This is a genomic window from Shinella sp. WSD5-1 (assembly GCF_963942435.1).
Lineage (GTDB): Bacteria > Pseudomonadota > Alphaproteobacteria > Rhizobiales > Rhizobiaceae > Shinella > Shinella yambaruensis.
In genome coordinates this window covers 66,494-81,649 of record NZ_OZ012604.1, presented here as the reverse complement: position 1 = coordinate 81,649, position 15,156 = coordinate 66,494, and the positions used below count along the sequence as shown (strand labels likewise).

11 protein-coding genes and 9 pseudogenes are annotated in these 15,156 nt (G+C 59.4%); 12 read left to right on the top strand and 8 right to left on the bottom strand.

The features are described 5' to 3' along the window. Window positions 1-85: 85 nt before the first annotated feature. Window positions 86-190, top strand: a pseudogene (locus AABQ55_RS35270) (IS5/IS1182 family transposase); the annotation flags it as partial. Between the two features lie 106 nt (window positions 191-296). Here the strand turns inward: AABQ55_RS35270 and AABQ55_RS35265 are convergent. The 3 genes and pseudogenes from AABQ55_RS35265 to AABQ55_RS35255 all read right to left on the bottom strand — a co-directional run bounded on the left by AABQ55_RS35265 (window position 297) and on the right by AABQ55_RS35255 (window position 1,905). Next, the gene (locus AABQ55_RS35265) at window positions 297-881 is read right to left on the bottom strand and encodes a plasmid pRiA4b ORF-3 family protein (RefSeq protein ID WP_272809422.1); all 585 of its coding nucleotides are present in this window, start codon (window positions 879-881) and stop codon (window positions 297-299) included. 2 nt (window positions 882-883) lie between these two features. Next, window positions 884-1,387 (bottom strand): annotated as a pseudogene (locus tag AABQ55_RS35260) (IS66 family transposase); the annotation flags it as partial. Window positions 1,388-1,428: 41 nt separating this feature from the next. Continuing rightward, a complete protein-coding gene (locus AABQ55_RS35255) occupies window positions 1,429-1,905 on the bottom strand; it encodes a Mu transposase domain-containing protein (protein ID WP_272809423.1) in 477 nt (158 codons plus the stop codon). 65 nt (window positions 1,906-1,970) lie between these two features. Between AABQ55_RS35255 and AABQ55_RS35250 the strand changes: the two genes are divergently transcribed. The 6 genes and pseudogenes from AABQ55_RS35250 to AABQ55_RS35225 form a co-directional block, all read left to right on the top strand. Further along, window positions 1,971-2,141, top strand: a complete 171-nt coding sequence (locus tag AABQ55_RS35250) for a hypothetical protein (protein ID WP_272809424.1) — start codon at window positions 1,971-1,973, stop codon at window positions 2,139-2,141. 26 nt (window positions 2,142-2,167) lie between these two features. Then, window positions 2,168-2,491 (top strand): IS66 family insertion sequence element accessory protein TnpB, encoded by a 324-nt coding sequence (gene tnpB / locus AABQ55_RS35245; protein WP_443021320.1) that lies wholly within the window; start codon window positions 2,168-2,170, stop codon window positions 2,489-2,491. Window positions 2,492-2,539: 48 nt separating this feature from the next. Beyond that, window positions 2,540-4,074: pseudogene (tnpC, locus tag AABQ55_RS35240) on the top strand (IS66 family transposase). Then, complete coding sequence (locus AABQ55_RS35235) at window positions 4,071-4,619, top strand: YecA/YgfB family protein (RefSeq protein WP_272809426.1); 549 nt, start codon at window positions 4,071-4,073, stop codon at window positions 4,617-4,619. The pseudogene tnpC and the gene AABQ55_RS35235 overlap by 4 nt, the downstream one beginning before the upstream one ends. Before the next feature lie 61 nt (window positions 4,620-4,680). Then, window positions 4,681-5,105, top strand: a pseudogene (locus tag AABQ55_RS35230) (IS66 family transposase); the annotation flags it as partial. Between the two features lie 397 nt (window positions 5,106-5,502). Next, window positions 5,503-5,715: pseudogene (locus AABQ55_RS35225) on the top strand (transposase domain-containing protein); the annotation flags it as partial. On the opposite strand, the gene AABQ55_RS37875 reads toward AABQ55_RS35225, so the two are convergent. Then, window positions 5,620-6,396 carry a transposase gene (locus AABQ55_RS37875; RefSeq protein WP_443021321.1) on the bottom strand — a complete coding sequence of 259 codons (777 nt, stop codon included), beginning with the start codon at window positions 6,394-6,396 and terminating at the stop codon, window positions 5,620-5,622. The pseudogene AABQ55_RS35225 and the gene AABQ55_RS37875 sit on opposite strands and share 96 nt — an antisense overlap. Window positions 6,397-6,622: 226 nt before the next feature. On the opposite strand from AABQ55_RS37875, the gene AABQ55_RS35215 reads away from it, so the two are divergent. The 4 genes and pseudogenes from AABQ55_RS35215 to AABQ55_RS35200 all read left to right on the top strand — a co-directional run. Next, window positions 6,623-7,846, top strand: coding sequence for a glycosyl hydrolase family 28-related protein (locus AABQ55_RS35215; protein ID WP_272809427.1), 1,224 nt, complete (start codon window positions 6,623-6,625; stop codon window positions 7,844-7,846). Window positions 7,847-8,119: 273 nt separating this feature from the next. Next, window positions 8,120-8,368 carry a hypothetical protein gene (locus tag AABQ55_RS35210; protein WP_272809428.1) on the top strand — a complete coding sequence of 83 codons (249 nt, stop codon included), beginning with the start codon at window positions 8,120-8,122 and terminating at the stop codon, window positions 8,366-8,368. A 397-nt stretch (window positions 8,369-8,765) separates the two neighbouring features. Then, the gene (locus AABQ55_RS35205; protein ID WP_272809429.1) at window positions 8,766-9,353 is read left to right on the top strand and encodes a class I SAM-dependent methyltransferase; all 588 of its coding nucleotides are present in this window, start codon (window positions 8,766-8,768) and stop codon (window positions 9,351-9,353) included. Between the two features lie 357 nt (window positions 9,354-9,710). Next, a pseudogene (locus AABQ55_RS35200) lies at window positions 9,711-10,396 on the top strand (transposase); the annotation flags it as partial. A gap of 77 nt (window positions 10,397-10,473) precedes the next feature. On the opposite strand, the pseudogene istA reads toward AABQ55_RS35200, so the two are convergent. From istA to AABQ55_RS35185, 3 genes and pseudogenes are all read right to left on the bottom strand, one after another. Next, window positions 10,474-11,166, bottom strand: a pseudogene (gene istA, locus AABQ55_RS35195) (IS21 family transposase); the annotation flags it as partial. A 177-nt stretch (window positions 11,167-11,343) separates the two neighbouring features. Then, window positions 11,344-12,105, bottom strand: a pseudogene (locus tag AABQ55_RS35190) (IS3 family transposase); the annotation flags it as partial. After that, the gene (locus AABQ55_RS35185; protein ID WP_272809430.1) at window positions 12,078-12,428 is read right to left on the bottom strand and encodes a transposase; all 351 of its coding nucleotides are present in this window, start codon (window positions 12,426-12,428) and stop codon (window positions 12,078-12,080) included. The gene AABQ55_RS35185 and the pseudogene AABQ55_RS35190, both read right to left, overlap by 28 nt. Window positions 12,429-12,587: 159 nt before the next feature. On the opposite strand from AABQ55_RS35185, the pseudogene AABQ55_RS35180 reads away from it, so the two are divergent. Next, a pseudogene (locus AABQ55_RS35180) lies at window positions 12,588-13,832 on the top strand (ISL3 family transposase); the annotation flags it as partial. A gap of 192 nt (window positions 13,833-14,024) precedes the next feature. On the opposite strand, the gene AABQ55_RS35175 reads toward AABQ55_RS35180, so the two are convergent. Then, window positions 14,025-15,068, bottom strand: coding sequence for an IS4 family transposase (locus AABQ55_RS35175; RefSeq protein ID WP_272809431.1), 1,044 nt, complete (start codon window positions 15,066-15,068; stop codon window positions 14,025-14,027). Between the last annotated feature and the right edge of the window lie 88 nt (window positions 15,069-15,156).

The following is a 15,156-nucleotide window of genomic DNA, read 5'->3' as shown; positions in this document are numbered from 1 at the left end:
GGCCCTTTAATTGCGGGACTTACTCAAGTCTGTTTTGTCCGTGCCGGGGTCATGGTCCTTTTCGAGGTCATGGCCTCATGATGATGTTCGGGTCGGCGCCATCGACAATCTGTTCGCTCGCTTCGACAAACACCTGTCTCGGTCCGGGTATCTGGCCAAGGGTGGGCAGATCGTAGATGCGACGATCATCCGTAAGCATCCGAACAGCCACGCGGTCTCTGCGCGCGCGGATGAGAACCAACCGGTTTATGGTGGTGAAGTTCGGTTTGAAGTGGACCCCTTGGCGTAGCGGACCGTCAGGTTTTCCGGCGTGATCGACGCGCCCATTTTGCGACCAGGTCTTCAACGGCTCTGTTGAGGTCGGCGAACGCAGCATGGTTCGGGTCGAAGTCTTTGGCGCCCCACCATTCGGCAAGCTCGGCGTGCCGCTCATGAGCGGGATCGGCAAGCGCCTCGCGGAACTCCTGGTATCCCCAAGGGCCGCCGACGTCTTCCGGCGGGCAGCGCCCCGTCGCCTCGATCAGCATGGGGTCTGCCAGCGCAACGAGGGGGAACGTGCGCTCGATCTTGATGCTGTGCGTCCAGCCGTCACCGAAGTCGTAGTGGTATTTGAAGGATTTCGCGCCGGTGTCCTGGATTGCCGACAGGAGCGAGACCTTGCGCGCATCGATTGGGCCATCCCCCCATTCCTGGTCGGGCAAACCAAAACCGACATCGCGGATCTGGAACTCGTAGAGGTGGGTATTCGTCCAGCCCATCGCGGCTTGCAAGACCTCATGCAATCGGCTGAGCCGGATGCGCCAGGGCACGACAATGCGCCGCATCACCATCGGTTCGACATGGTCGAGGGTGACTTTCAGACGGACCAGGGAAGCTGCCATCGTCAGGCCGCCAGCATGAGGGCTGGACTTTCACCCTGGCGTAGCCGCTTCCACTCCCACGGAAGCAATTCCGGCAGACGCGAGATCGGCAGGTCAGCGATACGAGCAAGGATATCGGCGAGCCAAGCCTTGGGATCCACGTCATTCAGCCGTGCGGTCATGATGAGCGTGAGCATTATGGCCGCGCGATCGGCGCCGCGGTCGGAACCGGCGAAGAGCCAGGATTTTCTGCCGCAGGCTACACCGCGCAACGCTCTTTCCGCGGCATTGTTCGTCATGCAAATCCTCCCGTCATCGGCATAGCGGGCAAAGTCAGTCCAGCGCGACAGTATATAGTCGATCGGCCCGGCCACCGGGGATGAACGCGAGAGGCCGTGCCGCTCGGCGCGCAACCATCCCTCCATATCGTTCAGCAGCGGATTGCTCTTCTCCTGCCGGACGGCCAGCCGCTCGGCCGCGCTCAGGCCGTTGATGTCGCGCTCGATGGCGAACAGGGCATCGATGCGCTTGCGATCGATCATCGATGACATGGTGTCGAGTTTGGTGCTCATGGACGGTTCTCCCGCGCCATGGCCTTGCCGACAGCATCGTAGAAGGCGAGCGAGCGCTGCATGACCTTGTCGCCGGCGCCTTGAAGGGTGACGGCGCTGTCGCCCTTCGACCAGGAGCGCTGGATGGTCGCCATGCCTTTCCGGTGATCGGGATGCACACGCCGCTGCTTGCGGCCCTCCAGCACGGGATGGACCGCGATCAGGGTTCCGTTCTCGAAGATGCGCAGCTCGTTGGCAAGCGAATGGACTTCGACCAGCCTGCTGCGGGTCGCATCCGGGACGCTGTAGGCATTGCCGCCGACGCTGACCATGCCTTCGCGCGAGATGCGGCGCTCCAGCTTCAAAACCGCTCGGAACGGAGCCAAGGGCAGCGGGCGCAGATGCGGCCGTTCTTCGGCAAAGGCCTCGCTGACCACGCGCAGCGTCGTGGCATGGACTCTCGGATTGGCGATGGTGTCGACTTTTAAACACATGGCGGCGGGCGGCAGGGCAGATTAGTCCGGCTTCAGCCGTTGCCGCGGTGGAACAACCTGCTTTCGTGCCGATCATGATCGCCGACCATCAAAATGGACGGCGCGCTGCAGACGCCAGTGAGGGCGCCGCCGGCCGGATCGAGATCGAACTCGGCGGCGGGCGGATGATCGTTACAGGCAATGTTGCTCCCGACCTGGCTTATGCGGTGGTGACGGCGCTACGGGGTAGACGGTGATCGGTCCTGCGAGGGGGCTGAGGATTATGGTGGCGACCCAGCCGGTCGATTTCCGGCGCGGGATGAACGGCCTGATCGCATTGGTGGCGTCTGCCCTTTCGGCCGATCCCTATTGCGGCGACATTTTTGTTTTCCGGGCCAAGCGGCGCGACCGATTGCGCTACATTTATTGGGACGGGTCAGGGATGATCCTGGCGACGAAGTGGTTGGAAAGCGGGAAGTTCACTTTCCCGCCTGTCAAGGATGGCGCTCTTCACCTGTCCCCCGAACAGTTCGGTCTGCTTGTTGCGGGTCTGGACTGGACGCAGGTCCGGCAAAAGCCCTTGAAGCGTCCGACGAAACTCGCTTGATCCCATTGTATTTGCTTGCAGATTCATGCCGGTGTGGTAGTTTTCGGCATGTCTCTTCGTCACGTTCAGCTCCCGCAAGATGTCGAGCAACTGAGCCGGATGGTCCTCGATCTGAGGGCGGAAGTCGCCTATCTGAAGCGGCTGATCCATGGCGCAAGATCAGAGGTGCTTTCGACAATCGACCCCGCACAAGCCAGTCTCGATCTTGGCGACCTCTCGGCTGTTCCGGTCGCTGCCAACGACGATCAGCCTGACGGTGCCCGGCAGAGTGCGCGTGGCCGGCAACCCGCAGCCCGCAACATCGGCTTTCTTCCCAGGCACCTGCCACGCTACGACGTCATTATCGAGCCGGAAAGCCGGGCGTGCGCCTGCTGCTCCGGCACGCTCCATCGCATTGGAGAGACGACGAGCGAGGCACTTGATGTCGTTCCGCCCATTTTGCGCGTCAAACGAACCATTCGCCCTCGCTATGCCTGCCGGGCATGCGAGAATGGCGTCGTCCAGGCTCCCGCGCCGGCGCGCTTCATGGATGGCGGCATGGCGACGACAGCATTGGCGGCCCATATCGTCGTTTCCAAGTTCGCGTGGCACCTTCCGCTCTACCGGCAGACCCAGATCTTCGCGGGCCATGGGATAGCCCTCGATCGTGGAACGCTTGGCGCCTGGGTCACGCGCGTCGCCTGGTGGCTCAAACCACTCTACGACAGGCTGCTGACCTTCATCCGCTCCCAGCCAAGGGTTTTTTCCGACGAGACCCGATTGCCGCGGCTCGATCCGGGGCGAAAGCGAACGAAAGCTGCCAGCTCTGGGCGCAGGCCGTGGACGATCGCCCCTGGAAAGGACCGGCTCCGCCCGCGGTCGGCTATATCTTCTCCGAGAGCCGCAGCGCCCGTGAGGCCGAGCGCCAATTGGTATCCTTCAACGGCATGCTTCAGGTGGACGGATATACCGCCTACAAGACGCTCGCCAGACATCGCAGCAAGAGCAATTCCAGACCCTTGAGGCTGGCATTCTGCATGGCCCATGCCCGGCGTAAATTCGTCGATGTGGTCAAGCTGACCGGATCGCCGGAGGCGCTCGAGGTCGTATCGATCCTCGCCGGGGTCTACCAGATCGAACAGGAGATCAGGGGGCAAAGCGCCGAGGATCGTCACAATACCCGCCAGCTCCGCTCAGCTCCCCTCACGCGCCAGTTGAAGGCGCGCCTGCTCGACCTGAAGAACGACATCTCAACGCAGTCCGCCCTCTCCAAGGCCATCAAATACACGCTCACCCATTGGACGGGCCTGAACGCTTTCCTCGACGATGGAACGATAGAGATCGACTCCAACATCATCGAGCGTTCGATGAAGTCCGTTGCCCTGACGAGAAAGAATTCGATGTTCGTCGGCAATGTCCAGGGCGGCGAGACCTTCGCGGTCCTGGCCTCGTTGATCAACTCGGCCAAATTGAATGGTCTGGATCCATACACCTGGCTTGCCGATGTGCTCGAACGGATCGTATCGGGCCGCACGACGATCAACCAGCTCGATACGCTGCTGCCCTGGAAGTGGAAAGCCGATCAGGTCGGTCAAGCCGCATGACCCGGCCCGCCGTTTCCTATGACGAGCTCGATGAGTACCTTCGCGGCGATGGGCACAACGACTATGTCGGCGTGAGCGCCATCGATGGGCTGATTGCGGCCGTCGTGGCCGGCCCGGTGAAGATCCCTGCACATACCTGGTTGCCGCACGTATTCGGCGGCTCAATACCGCAAACCAGGCCAAGCTCGATCGAGGAGCGGCTCGTCAATACCGTGCTGAACCGCCACGACGAAGTCGAAAGCCTGCTGCGCGACGCGCCCGGGCACTACTTTCCGATCTTCATGAACCACAAGGGCGAGACCATCGTCGGTCCCTGGGCGATCGGATTTTCCCTTGGCCTCAGTCTGGGCGGCGAAGCGTGGGCGCCGATCCTCCTTGCCACGCCAAAGCCGGTGATCGCCCCCATCATGGCCGTCAATCCGCAGCTCGCCAAGCTCCTCATCCGGCTTTCTCCTCAGGAGCGGCGCAAAATAAGGGCGACGGCCCACCACCATATCTCATCCGCAGTCCTGCAATTGCACGCCGTCACAAGACAGGCCCGGTAACAACGCGGCCACCAGCATCAACCCAGCCTACAGGCAAGGTGGTGCGTTCGTCGCGCTCACGCTCAAACCACTCTACGACAGGCTGCTGACCTTCATCCGCTCCCAGCCAAGGGTTTTTTCCGACGAGACCCGATTGCCGCGGCTCGATCCGGGGCGAAAGCGAACGAAAGCTGCCAGCTCTGGGCGCAGGCCGTGGACGATCGCCCCTGGAAAGGACCGGCTCCGCCCGCGGTCGGCTATATCTTCTCCGAGAGCCGCAGCGCCCGTGAGGCCGAGCGCCAATTGGTATCCTTCAACGGCGTGCTTCAGGTGGACGGATATACCGCCTACAAGACGCTCGCCAGACATCGCAGCAAGAGCAATTCCAGACCCTTGAGGCTGGCATTCTGCATGGCCCATGCCCGGCGTAAATTCGTCGATGTGGTCAAGCTGCCTGCATCAGCAGCCGTGCCAGCGTTGATATCGCTTTCTCCCGATCTTTGTCGCTCAGTCCGTCGAGCTTGCGTGTTTCGAATATCAGGTTGAGCTGCCGACCCGAGGCCGGCACCGGCGTATTGCGAGGTCTCATCATCTTCCTCCTGGGCGACTCCACGTCCACCTTGGAAGATTGCAGGCTTGTCACCGCCCATGACCAGCCTGTTCAGCTCGATTAGCGCCGCAAGATCGACGCGCGCCGAACCCATTGTCATACCAGCGCACGCCACAGGATCGATCATCCAGCCGGCAATCGACACCACGACACCTGCCGGTCCCAGAACCTGCAGAAACTGACCTATTGCCCGTCGGTCGACCCGTCGAATGCAAACCTTTTGGCCGAAATAGGGATGCCAGCGGTAGAAAACCTCAACCTCATCGCCGACATGGGCAGAATGAACGGGGATAGACAATCACCAGGAAGAACAGCCTATTCGCCGGAAGCGAGGGTGGTGGACGGACATGGGCCACGCTGGCCACCTTGCTGCAGACCTGCAAAATGAACAGCGTCGATCCGCTCCACTGGCTATCTCAGACCTTGACCCGCATTGTTCAAGGCTGGCCGGTAGCCGATATCGAGGCGCTTATGCCATGGAACTTCAAGCCTGACGCCATCGGCTGACCGCTTACCGTACATCTGGCGCTTGATGAGCTTGAGTTTTGTGATCTGGCCTTCCGTCTGGCCGTTCGACCACTGGGAGGTTATCGCCTTCTGGATTGCGGCTCGGTCTCGGATAACGCCATTCGCGAATGATGCGACCAGACTTTTCGCCGCGCGTTCGATCCAGGCCCCCAGATCACCGGAGGACTTGCGGCGCAACATGCCGTGGAAGCTCTCGACGACGTCCCTGGCCTCTACAAGGTCTGGCAGCCTCTCTTCGATGGCGGCAACCGTCATCGTTTGAGCCTTGGTCAGGTTGTTGCGGTCGATGGTCATCAGGCGAACGATGGTGCGCGCGGCAGGAGCATAGCCGCGCCGGAGCAGGAGCTGATAGCCAAGCTGGTCCTGAAGCTCCGGCGTGAACGGATCGCTGCCGCTGATCCAGGGATTGGCCTTGGCCAGATCGATGAGTGTGGCGCGCATGAACTGGTAGGCGCCGGCGGCGCTGGAGCCGTGGTTTTTCGACCACGCCCGCTGGGCGTCGATGATGTCGCCATAGGTCATCGACGTGAGTGGCACGGGAAGCTTGCCCTGCTTGTTGGCGAAGATGACGTCATAAGACGCGCGGTCTTCCCGGCCGACTTCCGTTTTCCGGATGAAGGCGAGAAGGATCGTCGCGCCATACGGGATGGTGCGGTCCATGGGGTACCCTTTCGGTGGCATAGGAGGCGCCGCCTAAGCGGCTAGGCAAGCGCTGGGGAGCGCGGCGTCATGCGGTCTTTTAAATTGTGACTCGACTATGTGCTCCACCCATGCTTTCATTCAAGCATAAGTGGAATATTCCGTGTGAACTGCAAGCATATTGCCGATGGTGCCGATGGGCGCAACGGCTTCGACGCTTCATGGGTCAAATGGAGAGACGCGCACCATGATCAACATCCGGAATTTGCTCGACTTCGGCGGAAACGGCAATGGAGTGGCAGACAACTCTCCAGCCTTTGCCGCAGCCATCGCCGATATCTTGGCCGAACCAAATGGGGCTTCCCTGTTCGTTCCTGCCGGTAACTATCGCATCGCCACACAGGTTGTTTTCCCAAAGACAGCAAACAAATCTATCCATGTTTTTGGCGAATGGGGCAGCACGATCATCAATTGCGCCTCCGTTGCATCGTCTAAAGCCGCCTTCTACGTCGGAGGCGCGCTTGCAGCCGGCGGTACAAATTTCCGGGTCTCCGATATGTCCTTCGTTGGCGGCGGGACGACTGCGGGAACGGCATTCGAGCTGAAGAACGCAAACGGTGCGCAGTTTGAAGGCGTGAGTTTCAACGAAATGCGTGACGGCGTACTGATGGACGCAAGTTATGCGGTGAGCTTCTTACGATGCCAGGCGGTAAATGTCGGTCGAATAATGATAAATTCTTCGACCTCATGCCATAATTTAGTCATCGACCGGTTCAAGGCATACAATGTCGGCCTAGCCAGCAATGGACGTTTCCTGCATGTTGCCGGACACACCGACAATATCGTCATACAGAATTCCGACTTTGAATATTGCTATCAAGTGTACTCGCTTGCGGATGGCGGGGCATCACTCTATTTCTGCCAGAATTACGTCGAGGGCACGAGCACCCTTCCCTTCTCCCACACAACCGCTATGTACGGCGCCAGCATAAACAATAACTTCATAGGGATGGGTGCGAATTTCTCCATCCCCAATATGAAAGGCGGAGAATTCAAGCGAAATCGGCTGCATCAGCAGCAAGTCGGATTCGCAACTTCAAGCGTTGATGTCGGCACGGCCGACAATCATGCACCAAGCCCGTCCGTTCTCACGCCCTGCCAGCCAACCACAGTAACCGCGTTCCTGAATGGGTCTTCCGTCGGCGCTCGACCGGTGGCTTATCAGAAGGACAGCAACGGCTATATTCACCTCTATGGAGAGGCCAGGGTCGGGACAAATGGCGCGCCGATTTTTGCCCTGCCCTCGTTCTACTATCCCATGAGGACGCAACGCCTGAACGCGATCGATACGGTCGACAACAGCAATGTTTACGTGATCGTTGACGCCGTGAACGGTAATGTGGTCCCGACCTGTTCTTCGCCCTCCTTGCGTGTCTCACTTGACGGTCTGGCATTTCGCGCCGCCAAGTAAAAACGCCACCTTAGCGGTTAATTGCAGCCGACAAAGCTAGCATCGAGGGGGCGCAGCTGCTCGGACGGACGCAGTCAAGACCAGTTGGCAGCAGAATTGCGGCTAGGTGCCGTCGCGCAATGGGAGACTTGCGGGAGATGGAATTTTAGAACGCGGCACGGTAAAAGGGGGCGCCGGATGTTCCCCCAAAGTCCTTCCGGCAGGACCCGGTTGAGCGATAGGGCGCTCGGCCGGGTCTTTTGGTTCCCTCCTCCAACTAGACGCAAGGTTCGGATGGCAGTTTCCGCGCTGCTGGGGGAGAAAGAGGTAGACGTGGATTCTGCAATCTTTTCATCGCTGACGGAGCGCGCCGCATGGCGGATCGCAACTCGTCATCTCGGCTGCGGCCAGCGCGATCCGGTGAAGATGATCGTCGACGCCATCGAGCAGGAACGGGCCCGTTGCATCGGCCTTATCGAGGCCGCCGGCTTTTCGAGTAAAGACCTTTCGCCGTTCATCGCAGATCCGCATGCGGACTGGTAGGCATCCGCAACGCCGCGCAACAGCGCAGACCGTCACACCTGGCCGCTCCATTTTCCCTTTGATATCCCCCTCAGTCCCGATGTCCCCGCCTCGCGAGCAGGCGACCTAGGAAAGCGCTACAGGGAATGATCGGAGAGTAGCTTCACAAAGTACGTGAAGCCGAAGCTACCGCTCTTTGAGGACGGTCAAGTGTATTTCGGTTGTTCGACTCCGATGACTATGGCACACGGTCTAATGAGGGATCGTGCTGGAGGATTAGATGGTCGCCGCTATGAACTACAAAGGATTTTGCCCAATCTGCCAAGCTGAGGCAAGCTTTAGCGCGACCGATGACTGGTACCGCGGGTCATTAACATGTCGCAGTTGCCCAAACGGATCTGTGCCTCGCGAGCGTGCCTTGGCCCTTGTCCTTGAAGAGCACTTCCCAAATTGGCGACGACTCAAAATCCATGAATCATCCCCAATTACCCGAGGCATCTCTGCGAAGATCAAGAGAGAAGCGACCGACCTCGTCCAAACGCAGTTCTACCCCGATCTACCACGGGGCTCGAAGGAAAGAGAGTATCAGTGCGAAGATCTGCAGAATCTGACTTTTCCATCCCATGTGTTTGATCTCTTTATATCATTAGATGTTATGGAGCATATTCCTGATCCCGAAGCGGCGGTTCGGGAGATTTGCCGCACGCTCAAGCCCGGTGGAGCTATGCTTTGCACTTGGCCGGTTCGAAAGAACCAAGTTGGCGCAATCGAGCGCAGAGTTGTATACAATGATGATGGCACCACTACAAACGTCAAACCCGAAGAGTGGCACGGGAATCCCGTGGATGCGAAAGGTTCAATTGTAACGGTAGATTACGGCTACGACATCCACAAAGCCCTTTCCGCCTGGGGTGGGTTCGATGTTCGAGTGTATCGGTTCTGTGATAGAACGCACGGGATACTCGGAGAATATACCGAAGTCTTCCTAGCCAAGCGGCCCATATAGCTCCGCCTGGCTCATCTCTTACCACGTTGCTATTGCCGCGCGCTTCCAAGTGTTGGATGCAGTCGCAATGTAGAAATAATTGTCGTCGTATGCTTGCTCTCCGTTGATGGCGGCAGCACCTGCTGATGGCGGGGTGTATTTTCGAGGAACCTGCAACACACGCGTCCCGGCCCCGCTGACAGCGTGTATTCCGATAACCCCCTAAACAAGTTAGGGCCCAATAGGTTGTTATCACACCCTGCGCCTTCCTGAACCCCGATCTGCGCGTTTCGAACATTGTTGCCGAAAACCTTGACGTGGTCCCCTGGAATGTCCTCGGTTTGAGGTTAGTCTGTTCTCCGGAGATGGAGACAGAGAATGAAGCGATCCCGTTTCAGCGACGAGCAGATCATTGGCATTTTGAAGGAGCACCAGGCCGGTTTGTCGGTCGTTGAGCTGTGCCGCAAATACGGGGTCAGCGATGCGACCTTCTACAAGTGGCGCTCGAAGTATGGCGGCATGGACGTGCCGGAGGCCAAACGCCTGAAGGCTCTTGAAGATGAGAATGCCAAGCTGAAGCGCCTCCTGGCCGAAGCGATGCTCGATGTATCGACGCTGAAGGAAATGCTCGGAAAAAACTTCTGAAGCCCGGCTCAAGGAGGCACGCCGTGAACTGGGCTATGAGCGAGAAAGGTTATTCGCAGCGCCGCGCTTGCGGTCTGGTCAACATCGATCCGCGTGTCTTCCGCTATCGGTCGACGCGAGGCGATGATGTCGCGATCCGCACGCGGCTAAAGGAACTGGCCAGCCGAAGGCGTCGCTTCGGCTATCGTCGCCTGCATATTCTGCTCAAGCGGGAAGGCGTCGAGATCAACTGGAAGAAGCTGTATAGGCTTTACAAGGAGGAGTGGCTGACCGTGCGCAAGCGCGGCGGTCGCAAAAGAGCGCTGGGAACGCGAGCGCCGATGGCAATCCCACAGGGACCGAACCAGCGCTGGAGCCTGGACTTCGTCTCGGATGCGCTGGTCGATGGCAGGCGCTTTCGTGTCCTTTGTGTCCTCGATGTTGATTTGCACTGAGAGCTGATGGAGTGGATGCCCCCTCCCGACGGCATCGCAATGTGCCAGAGTGATGTTCGCCAGAACTCCGGCTCGAATACGTAGTGACTGGCCATCGCCAGGAAACGGACATTGACGTCGCGCTCTTTCCCGCGGCCGACCTTGTCGATCGCCGTGCGCATGTTGTCGTAGATTCCGCGGCCGGGGATGCCGCCGAAGACCCGGAATGCATGATTATGGGCATCGAACAGCATCTCATGCGTCTGGAGGAGATAGGCCCGAACAATGAAAGCGCGGCTGTAGCTCAGCTTCGTATGCGCCACCTGCAGCTTGGTGCGCTCATTGCCAATAATGGCCCAGTCTTCCGACCAGTCGAACTGGAACGCTTCGCCCGGCTCAAAGGCCAGAGGCACGAACGTTCCGCGCCCTGTCGTCTGGAATTCCCTCTGCCGGTCTGCCTTCCATTCGCGGGCAAAGGCTGCAACACGGCAATAGGAGCCGTCGTAACCGAGGCCCACCAGGTCGGCGTAGAGCTGCTTCAGGGTGCGCTTCTGCTTGCGGCCCTTCTTGGATTCGGTCTTCAGCCAGGCCGACAACCGATCTGCAAACGGATCAAGCTTGCTCGGCCGCTCCGGGACCTTGAACTTCGGCTCCACGCCGTCCAGGCGCAGGTATTTGCGGACAGTGTTCCGGGAAAGGCCGGTCCTGCGGCAAATCTCCCGGATCGATAGATGCTCTCGAAAATGCCAGCGTCGGATTACGCTCAGTAACGCCATGTCGATCACTCCAGAGCCCCCGCTGAAACCTCGCGAGGGGTGATTGAAACATGGGTCAAATCTCAGTGATAATTTCCCGCAATCTGGAGTGCGCCCCTTGGGGTGGACACTGATCAGGCTGCTGATTTGCCAGTCTGCCGGATGTGTTGATCCTCGAACTGTTGGGGGGCTCAGGTAGCCGAGTGCTGAATGGAGCCGGCGCTTGTTGTAGACCTCCTCGATGAAGTGGGGAAGGTGTTCAGTGATGTCCTCGAAGGTCTCGAAGGCCATCGGATAGACCGCCTCGACCTTCAGCGTTTTCATGAAGCTTTCGGCCTTGGCATTATCGTACGGATTGCCGCGGCGGCCCATCGAACCGATCAGGCCATTGGCGGCCAATGTCTCGCGGTAGACCTCGACAGCGTATTGCGAGCCGCGGTCGGAATGATGAACCACGCCCCGCGGCGGCTTTCGCCTGTCAATGGCCGCCTTCAAGGCTGCCACCGTCAGCCGTGCGTCGATCGACCGACCGATGGCGTAACCGACGATCAACCGCGACCAGGCATCGAGGATGATGGCGACGTAGATGAACCGGGCCGGCAAGGAGACATAGGTGATGTCGCTGACCCAGAGCTGGTTGGGACCGCTCGGGATGATGGCCTTCGCCAAGTTCGGGAAGATCGGGCCGTCGTGGTCACTGTCGGTCGTGGCAATGAACCGTCGCCTGATCTTCGGACGCAGATCGTGTTCGCGCATGAGGCGACGGACCTTCTTGTGGTTCACGACAAGACCCTGCTGTCGTAGGGCCGCACCGACGCGGCGGTAGCCGTAGAACTCGAACTCGTCGCAGATCGCGAACATCGCTTCGACGATCGCGGTGTCGTCGGCCGGCCGTTCTGGGCGGTCATAATAGGTGGAGCGCGCGATTCCCATCAGCCGGCATCCTTCCGCGACGGAGATGCCACGGGGCCGATGATGACGGATGTAGTTCCGTTTTTCGGCCCCGATGCGCTTTTCAGAGCCCCCTTTAAAAACTCCAGTTCCAGAGCCTGCTTGCCAACCAGCCGTTCGAGGGCGGCGATCCGGGCCTCGTATTCCTGGACGAGATCGGCCGCCCGCGCATCGTCCTCGAATGCGCCTTGCTCGTACTTCTGAACCCAGATGCGGATAAGGTTGCGAGACACGTCGTGGCGTTTTGCCAGACCATGCAGCGTTTCGCCGGCCAGGAATTCCTGCACGACCTGACGTTTGAACTCGACGCTGTGACTTCGGTGTTTTGCCATGGGTCTTCTTTCCGAAAACCCGGAAGGCCGGTCAATTCGTCATCCCGGTCTGCCCACCCCAAGGGGCGCACTCCACAGAGGGGTCAATATTCGGCTCTGACTCAATCTCGATGATGTTTAGGCTTCAATTGGCGTTGTTTTCTCTGGAGAATCAGCGCCATGCGGACCCGATTTCGACTTTCCGATCTGATCCCGGCCGAATTCAACGTTGAAGCAGTGCACGATGCGGCCGGCGCGATTGTTGTCGTAGCATCTGGCCGGTCAGAACAATGTAGATGCCCCCACTGTGGAACCGTCTCCCGGCGCATTCATAGTCGCTATCCTCGGAGGCTTGTCGACCTGCCGTGTGCGGGTCGGCGGATCGAGCTGCACCTGACTGTCAGACGCTTCGTCTGTAGTGCCGGCAATTGCCGCCGAAAGATTTTCGCCGAGCGCTTTGGTGACGACGTAATTCGCCCCATGGCTCGCCGTACAGCACGCCTGGACTGTCTGGTTCGCCATCTTGCTCTCGCATTGGGTGGTCGCCCGGCGGCCCGATTTGCAGATCGTCTCGGATTCCCGGTGAGCAATGACACGCTGCTGCGAACCGTTCGCCGATACGACCGTCCTGCGCCGATACCACCGAGCGTCATCGGCATTGATGACTGGGCCTGGCGACGCAATCATCGATACGGCACCATCATTTGCGATCTTGAACGCCGAAGGGCAATCGCATTGTTGCCCGACAGGGAACAGGCGACCGCCGAGGCCTGGCTGATCCAGCAGCCCCAGATCGAGATCGTCGCAAGAGACCGTGGCGGTGGATATGCGAAGGCCGTCGCACGAGCTCTCCCACACGCAGATCAGGTCGCCGACCGTTGGCATCTGATGGAAAACGCCAGCCACGCTTTTCTCGACGCTGTTCGTAAATCGATGCGGCAGGTCCGGATGGCGATCGGCACTGCAACCGTAAATCCGAAACTGCTGACTGCCGCTGAGCGGCTGCAATACGAGGGATATCTGCGGCGTGAAGAGGCAAATGCCGTAATCCGCGGGTTCGTCGCCGATGGTGTCTCCATCAAGGAAATCGTGCACCGAACTGGGCATAGCCGAAAGCTGGTCCGCAGTGTCGTTCGTGGTCAGCGGACAGACATCTTCCGGGTCCGGCAAACCTCTCTCGAACCGCACCTGCCTTGGCTTGAAGCTCAATGGGATGCTGGATTGCGTAATGGCGCCGAACTGTGGCGGCAGCTTCGACTGGCCGGTTTTGGCGGAGGCCTGCGTGTTGTCACCGAATGGGCAACGAGACGAAGGCGAGCAGAAAAGGCTGAAAGCGGACTCGGCTATGCTCCCGCCGCGCGCACCGTCGTTCGCCTGATGACCATCGACCGCAACAACCTGACCAAGGCTCAAACGATGACGGTTTGCCGGTGATGAGACGATCGAGCAGGTTCATCTCGACGGCTGTGATCGCCATTTCCGGTTTGGCGCCAGGCGTGGTGCGATTGAGCATGGTCATCCAGAATACCCGCCAAGCCAGGATGCAGAAGACGGCGATCAGCTTGACGAGCCTCTCGGCCGTTCGCAGTCTGGCCTCCTCAGCCTTGCATCCGGATTTCAGAATCTTATGGAAACCTCGATTTTCCAGCGCATTGCATACCAATGCAGCTTCTCTATCGCGTCCGTAGCCGACTGGACCGGCAGGTCGGTGATCAGCTTCCAGTCGATGCGCGGCCGGTTCTGGGGTTCGTCCCGCTCCTGGGCATAAATGACGGTAAGTTCGAGAGCCGGATAGCGCTTCTGCTTGCCGATCGGCGGCAGGACGCGGATCCGGCGATATCGAATTTCGACGGTGGCTGTTTCCCGGTTCCCCTTGTCGTCGCGGACCTCGATCTCATGAAAGCCCTCGACCAGCGCGTCCTTCATTTCGGCGGCAATCGTATGATCGCCATCGCCCGCCAGACGATCGACACATGTGCGGACCAGAAAATGGGTGCCGAGATCATGGGCCATGCAGAAGAGTTCATAGATATCGCTCTCACGGTCGCCGATATGCACGCATCGGCCCGGATCGCCGAGCAGGGCGACAGATTGCCGGATGTTTTCCAGCCAGCGGAAACTCTCCTTCTGCTCGATGGGGACCCGCGTCGGATTGATCTTCTTTTTCAATGCAGCCGTGCCCTTGAACTTCGACCGCGTCCAGAACTTGATGGCTGAAAGCCCCAGCGGCAGGCCGTCGAGTGTGACCGCCAGACTGGAATGCATCAGAAGACCGCAGACCGTGTGCATTCTGAAACGCCCGGCTTTGTCCTTGCCACTTTTGATGCGATACGTCATGCCGATCGCATCGGTGCTTTCCCGTTGATAGGTGAATTCCGTCGTGTCCTGCAGGACCAGGATGGGGCCAGACGCTGCAACGAAACGGCCACGGGTGGACTGGAAATGACCAGCGAGAATGTCCGCGTCTCCAACGCGGTCGTTCGAGAAGAAGCGATAGGCCGCCTTCGTATTGGCCCAGTCCTGGCATGCCAACGGGATGCTTGCTCCGATAGAACCGCCCATCCTCTCCACCAATTGCCGCAGTCGCCGGTCAAGGCGCTTGTCGGCAAGGTTGCAACCGGCAAGTTCCTCATCAAACCATGGTGTCGCTATTCCGTCCATGCACCGGCGCCCCTCGATTCGGTGCCAGATAAGGAATCATACGAGATTCAACCAAGGCAAGAGATGTGGGTAATTGAAAGGTTCGCCG

Excerpts from the sequence above, each read along its gene's own strand:
- AABQ55_RS35235 (WP_272809426.1), top strand. The coding sequence starts at position 4,071 with ATGACCCGGCCCGCCGTTTCCTATGACGAGCTCGATGAGTACCTTCGC.
- AABQ55_RS35185 (WP_272809430.1), bottom strand. The coding sequence starts at position 12,428 with ATGGCAAAACACCGAAGTCACAGCGTCGAGTTCAAACGTCAGGTCGTG.
- AABQ55_RS35215 (WP_272809427.1), top strand. The coding sequence starts at position 6,623 with ATGATCAACATCCGGAATTTGCTCGACTTCGGCGGAAACGGCAATGGA.
- AABQ55_RS35255 (WP_272809423.1), bottom strand. The coding sequence starts at position 1,905 with ATGTGTTTAAAAGTCGACACCATCGCCAATCCGAGAGTCCATGCCACG.
- AABQ55_RS37875 (WP_443021321.1), bottom strand. The coding sequence starts at position 6,396 with ATGGACCGCACCATCCCGTATGGCGCGACGATCCTTCTCGCCTTCATC.
- tnpB (WP_443021320.1), top strand. The coding sequence starts at position 2,168 with ATGGTGGCGACCCAGCCGGTCGATTTCCGGCGCGGGATGAACGGCCTG.
- AABQ55_RS35265 (WP_272809422.1), bottom strand. The coding sequence starts at position 881 with ATGGCAGCTTCCCTGGTCCGTCTGAAAGTCACCCTCGACCATGTCGAA.
- AABQ55_RS35210 (WP_272809428.1), top strand. The coding sequence starts at position 8,120 with ATGGCAGTTTCCGCGCTGCTGGGGGAGAAAGAGGTAGACGTGGATTCT.
- AABQ55_RS35175 (WP_272809431.1), bottom strand. The coding sequence starts at position 15,068 with ATGGACGGAATAGCGACACCATGGTTTGATGAGGAACTTGCCGGTTGC.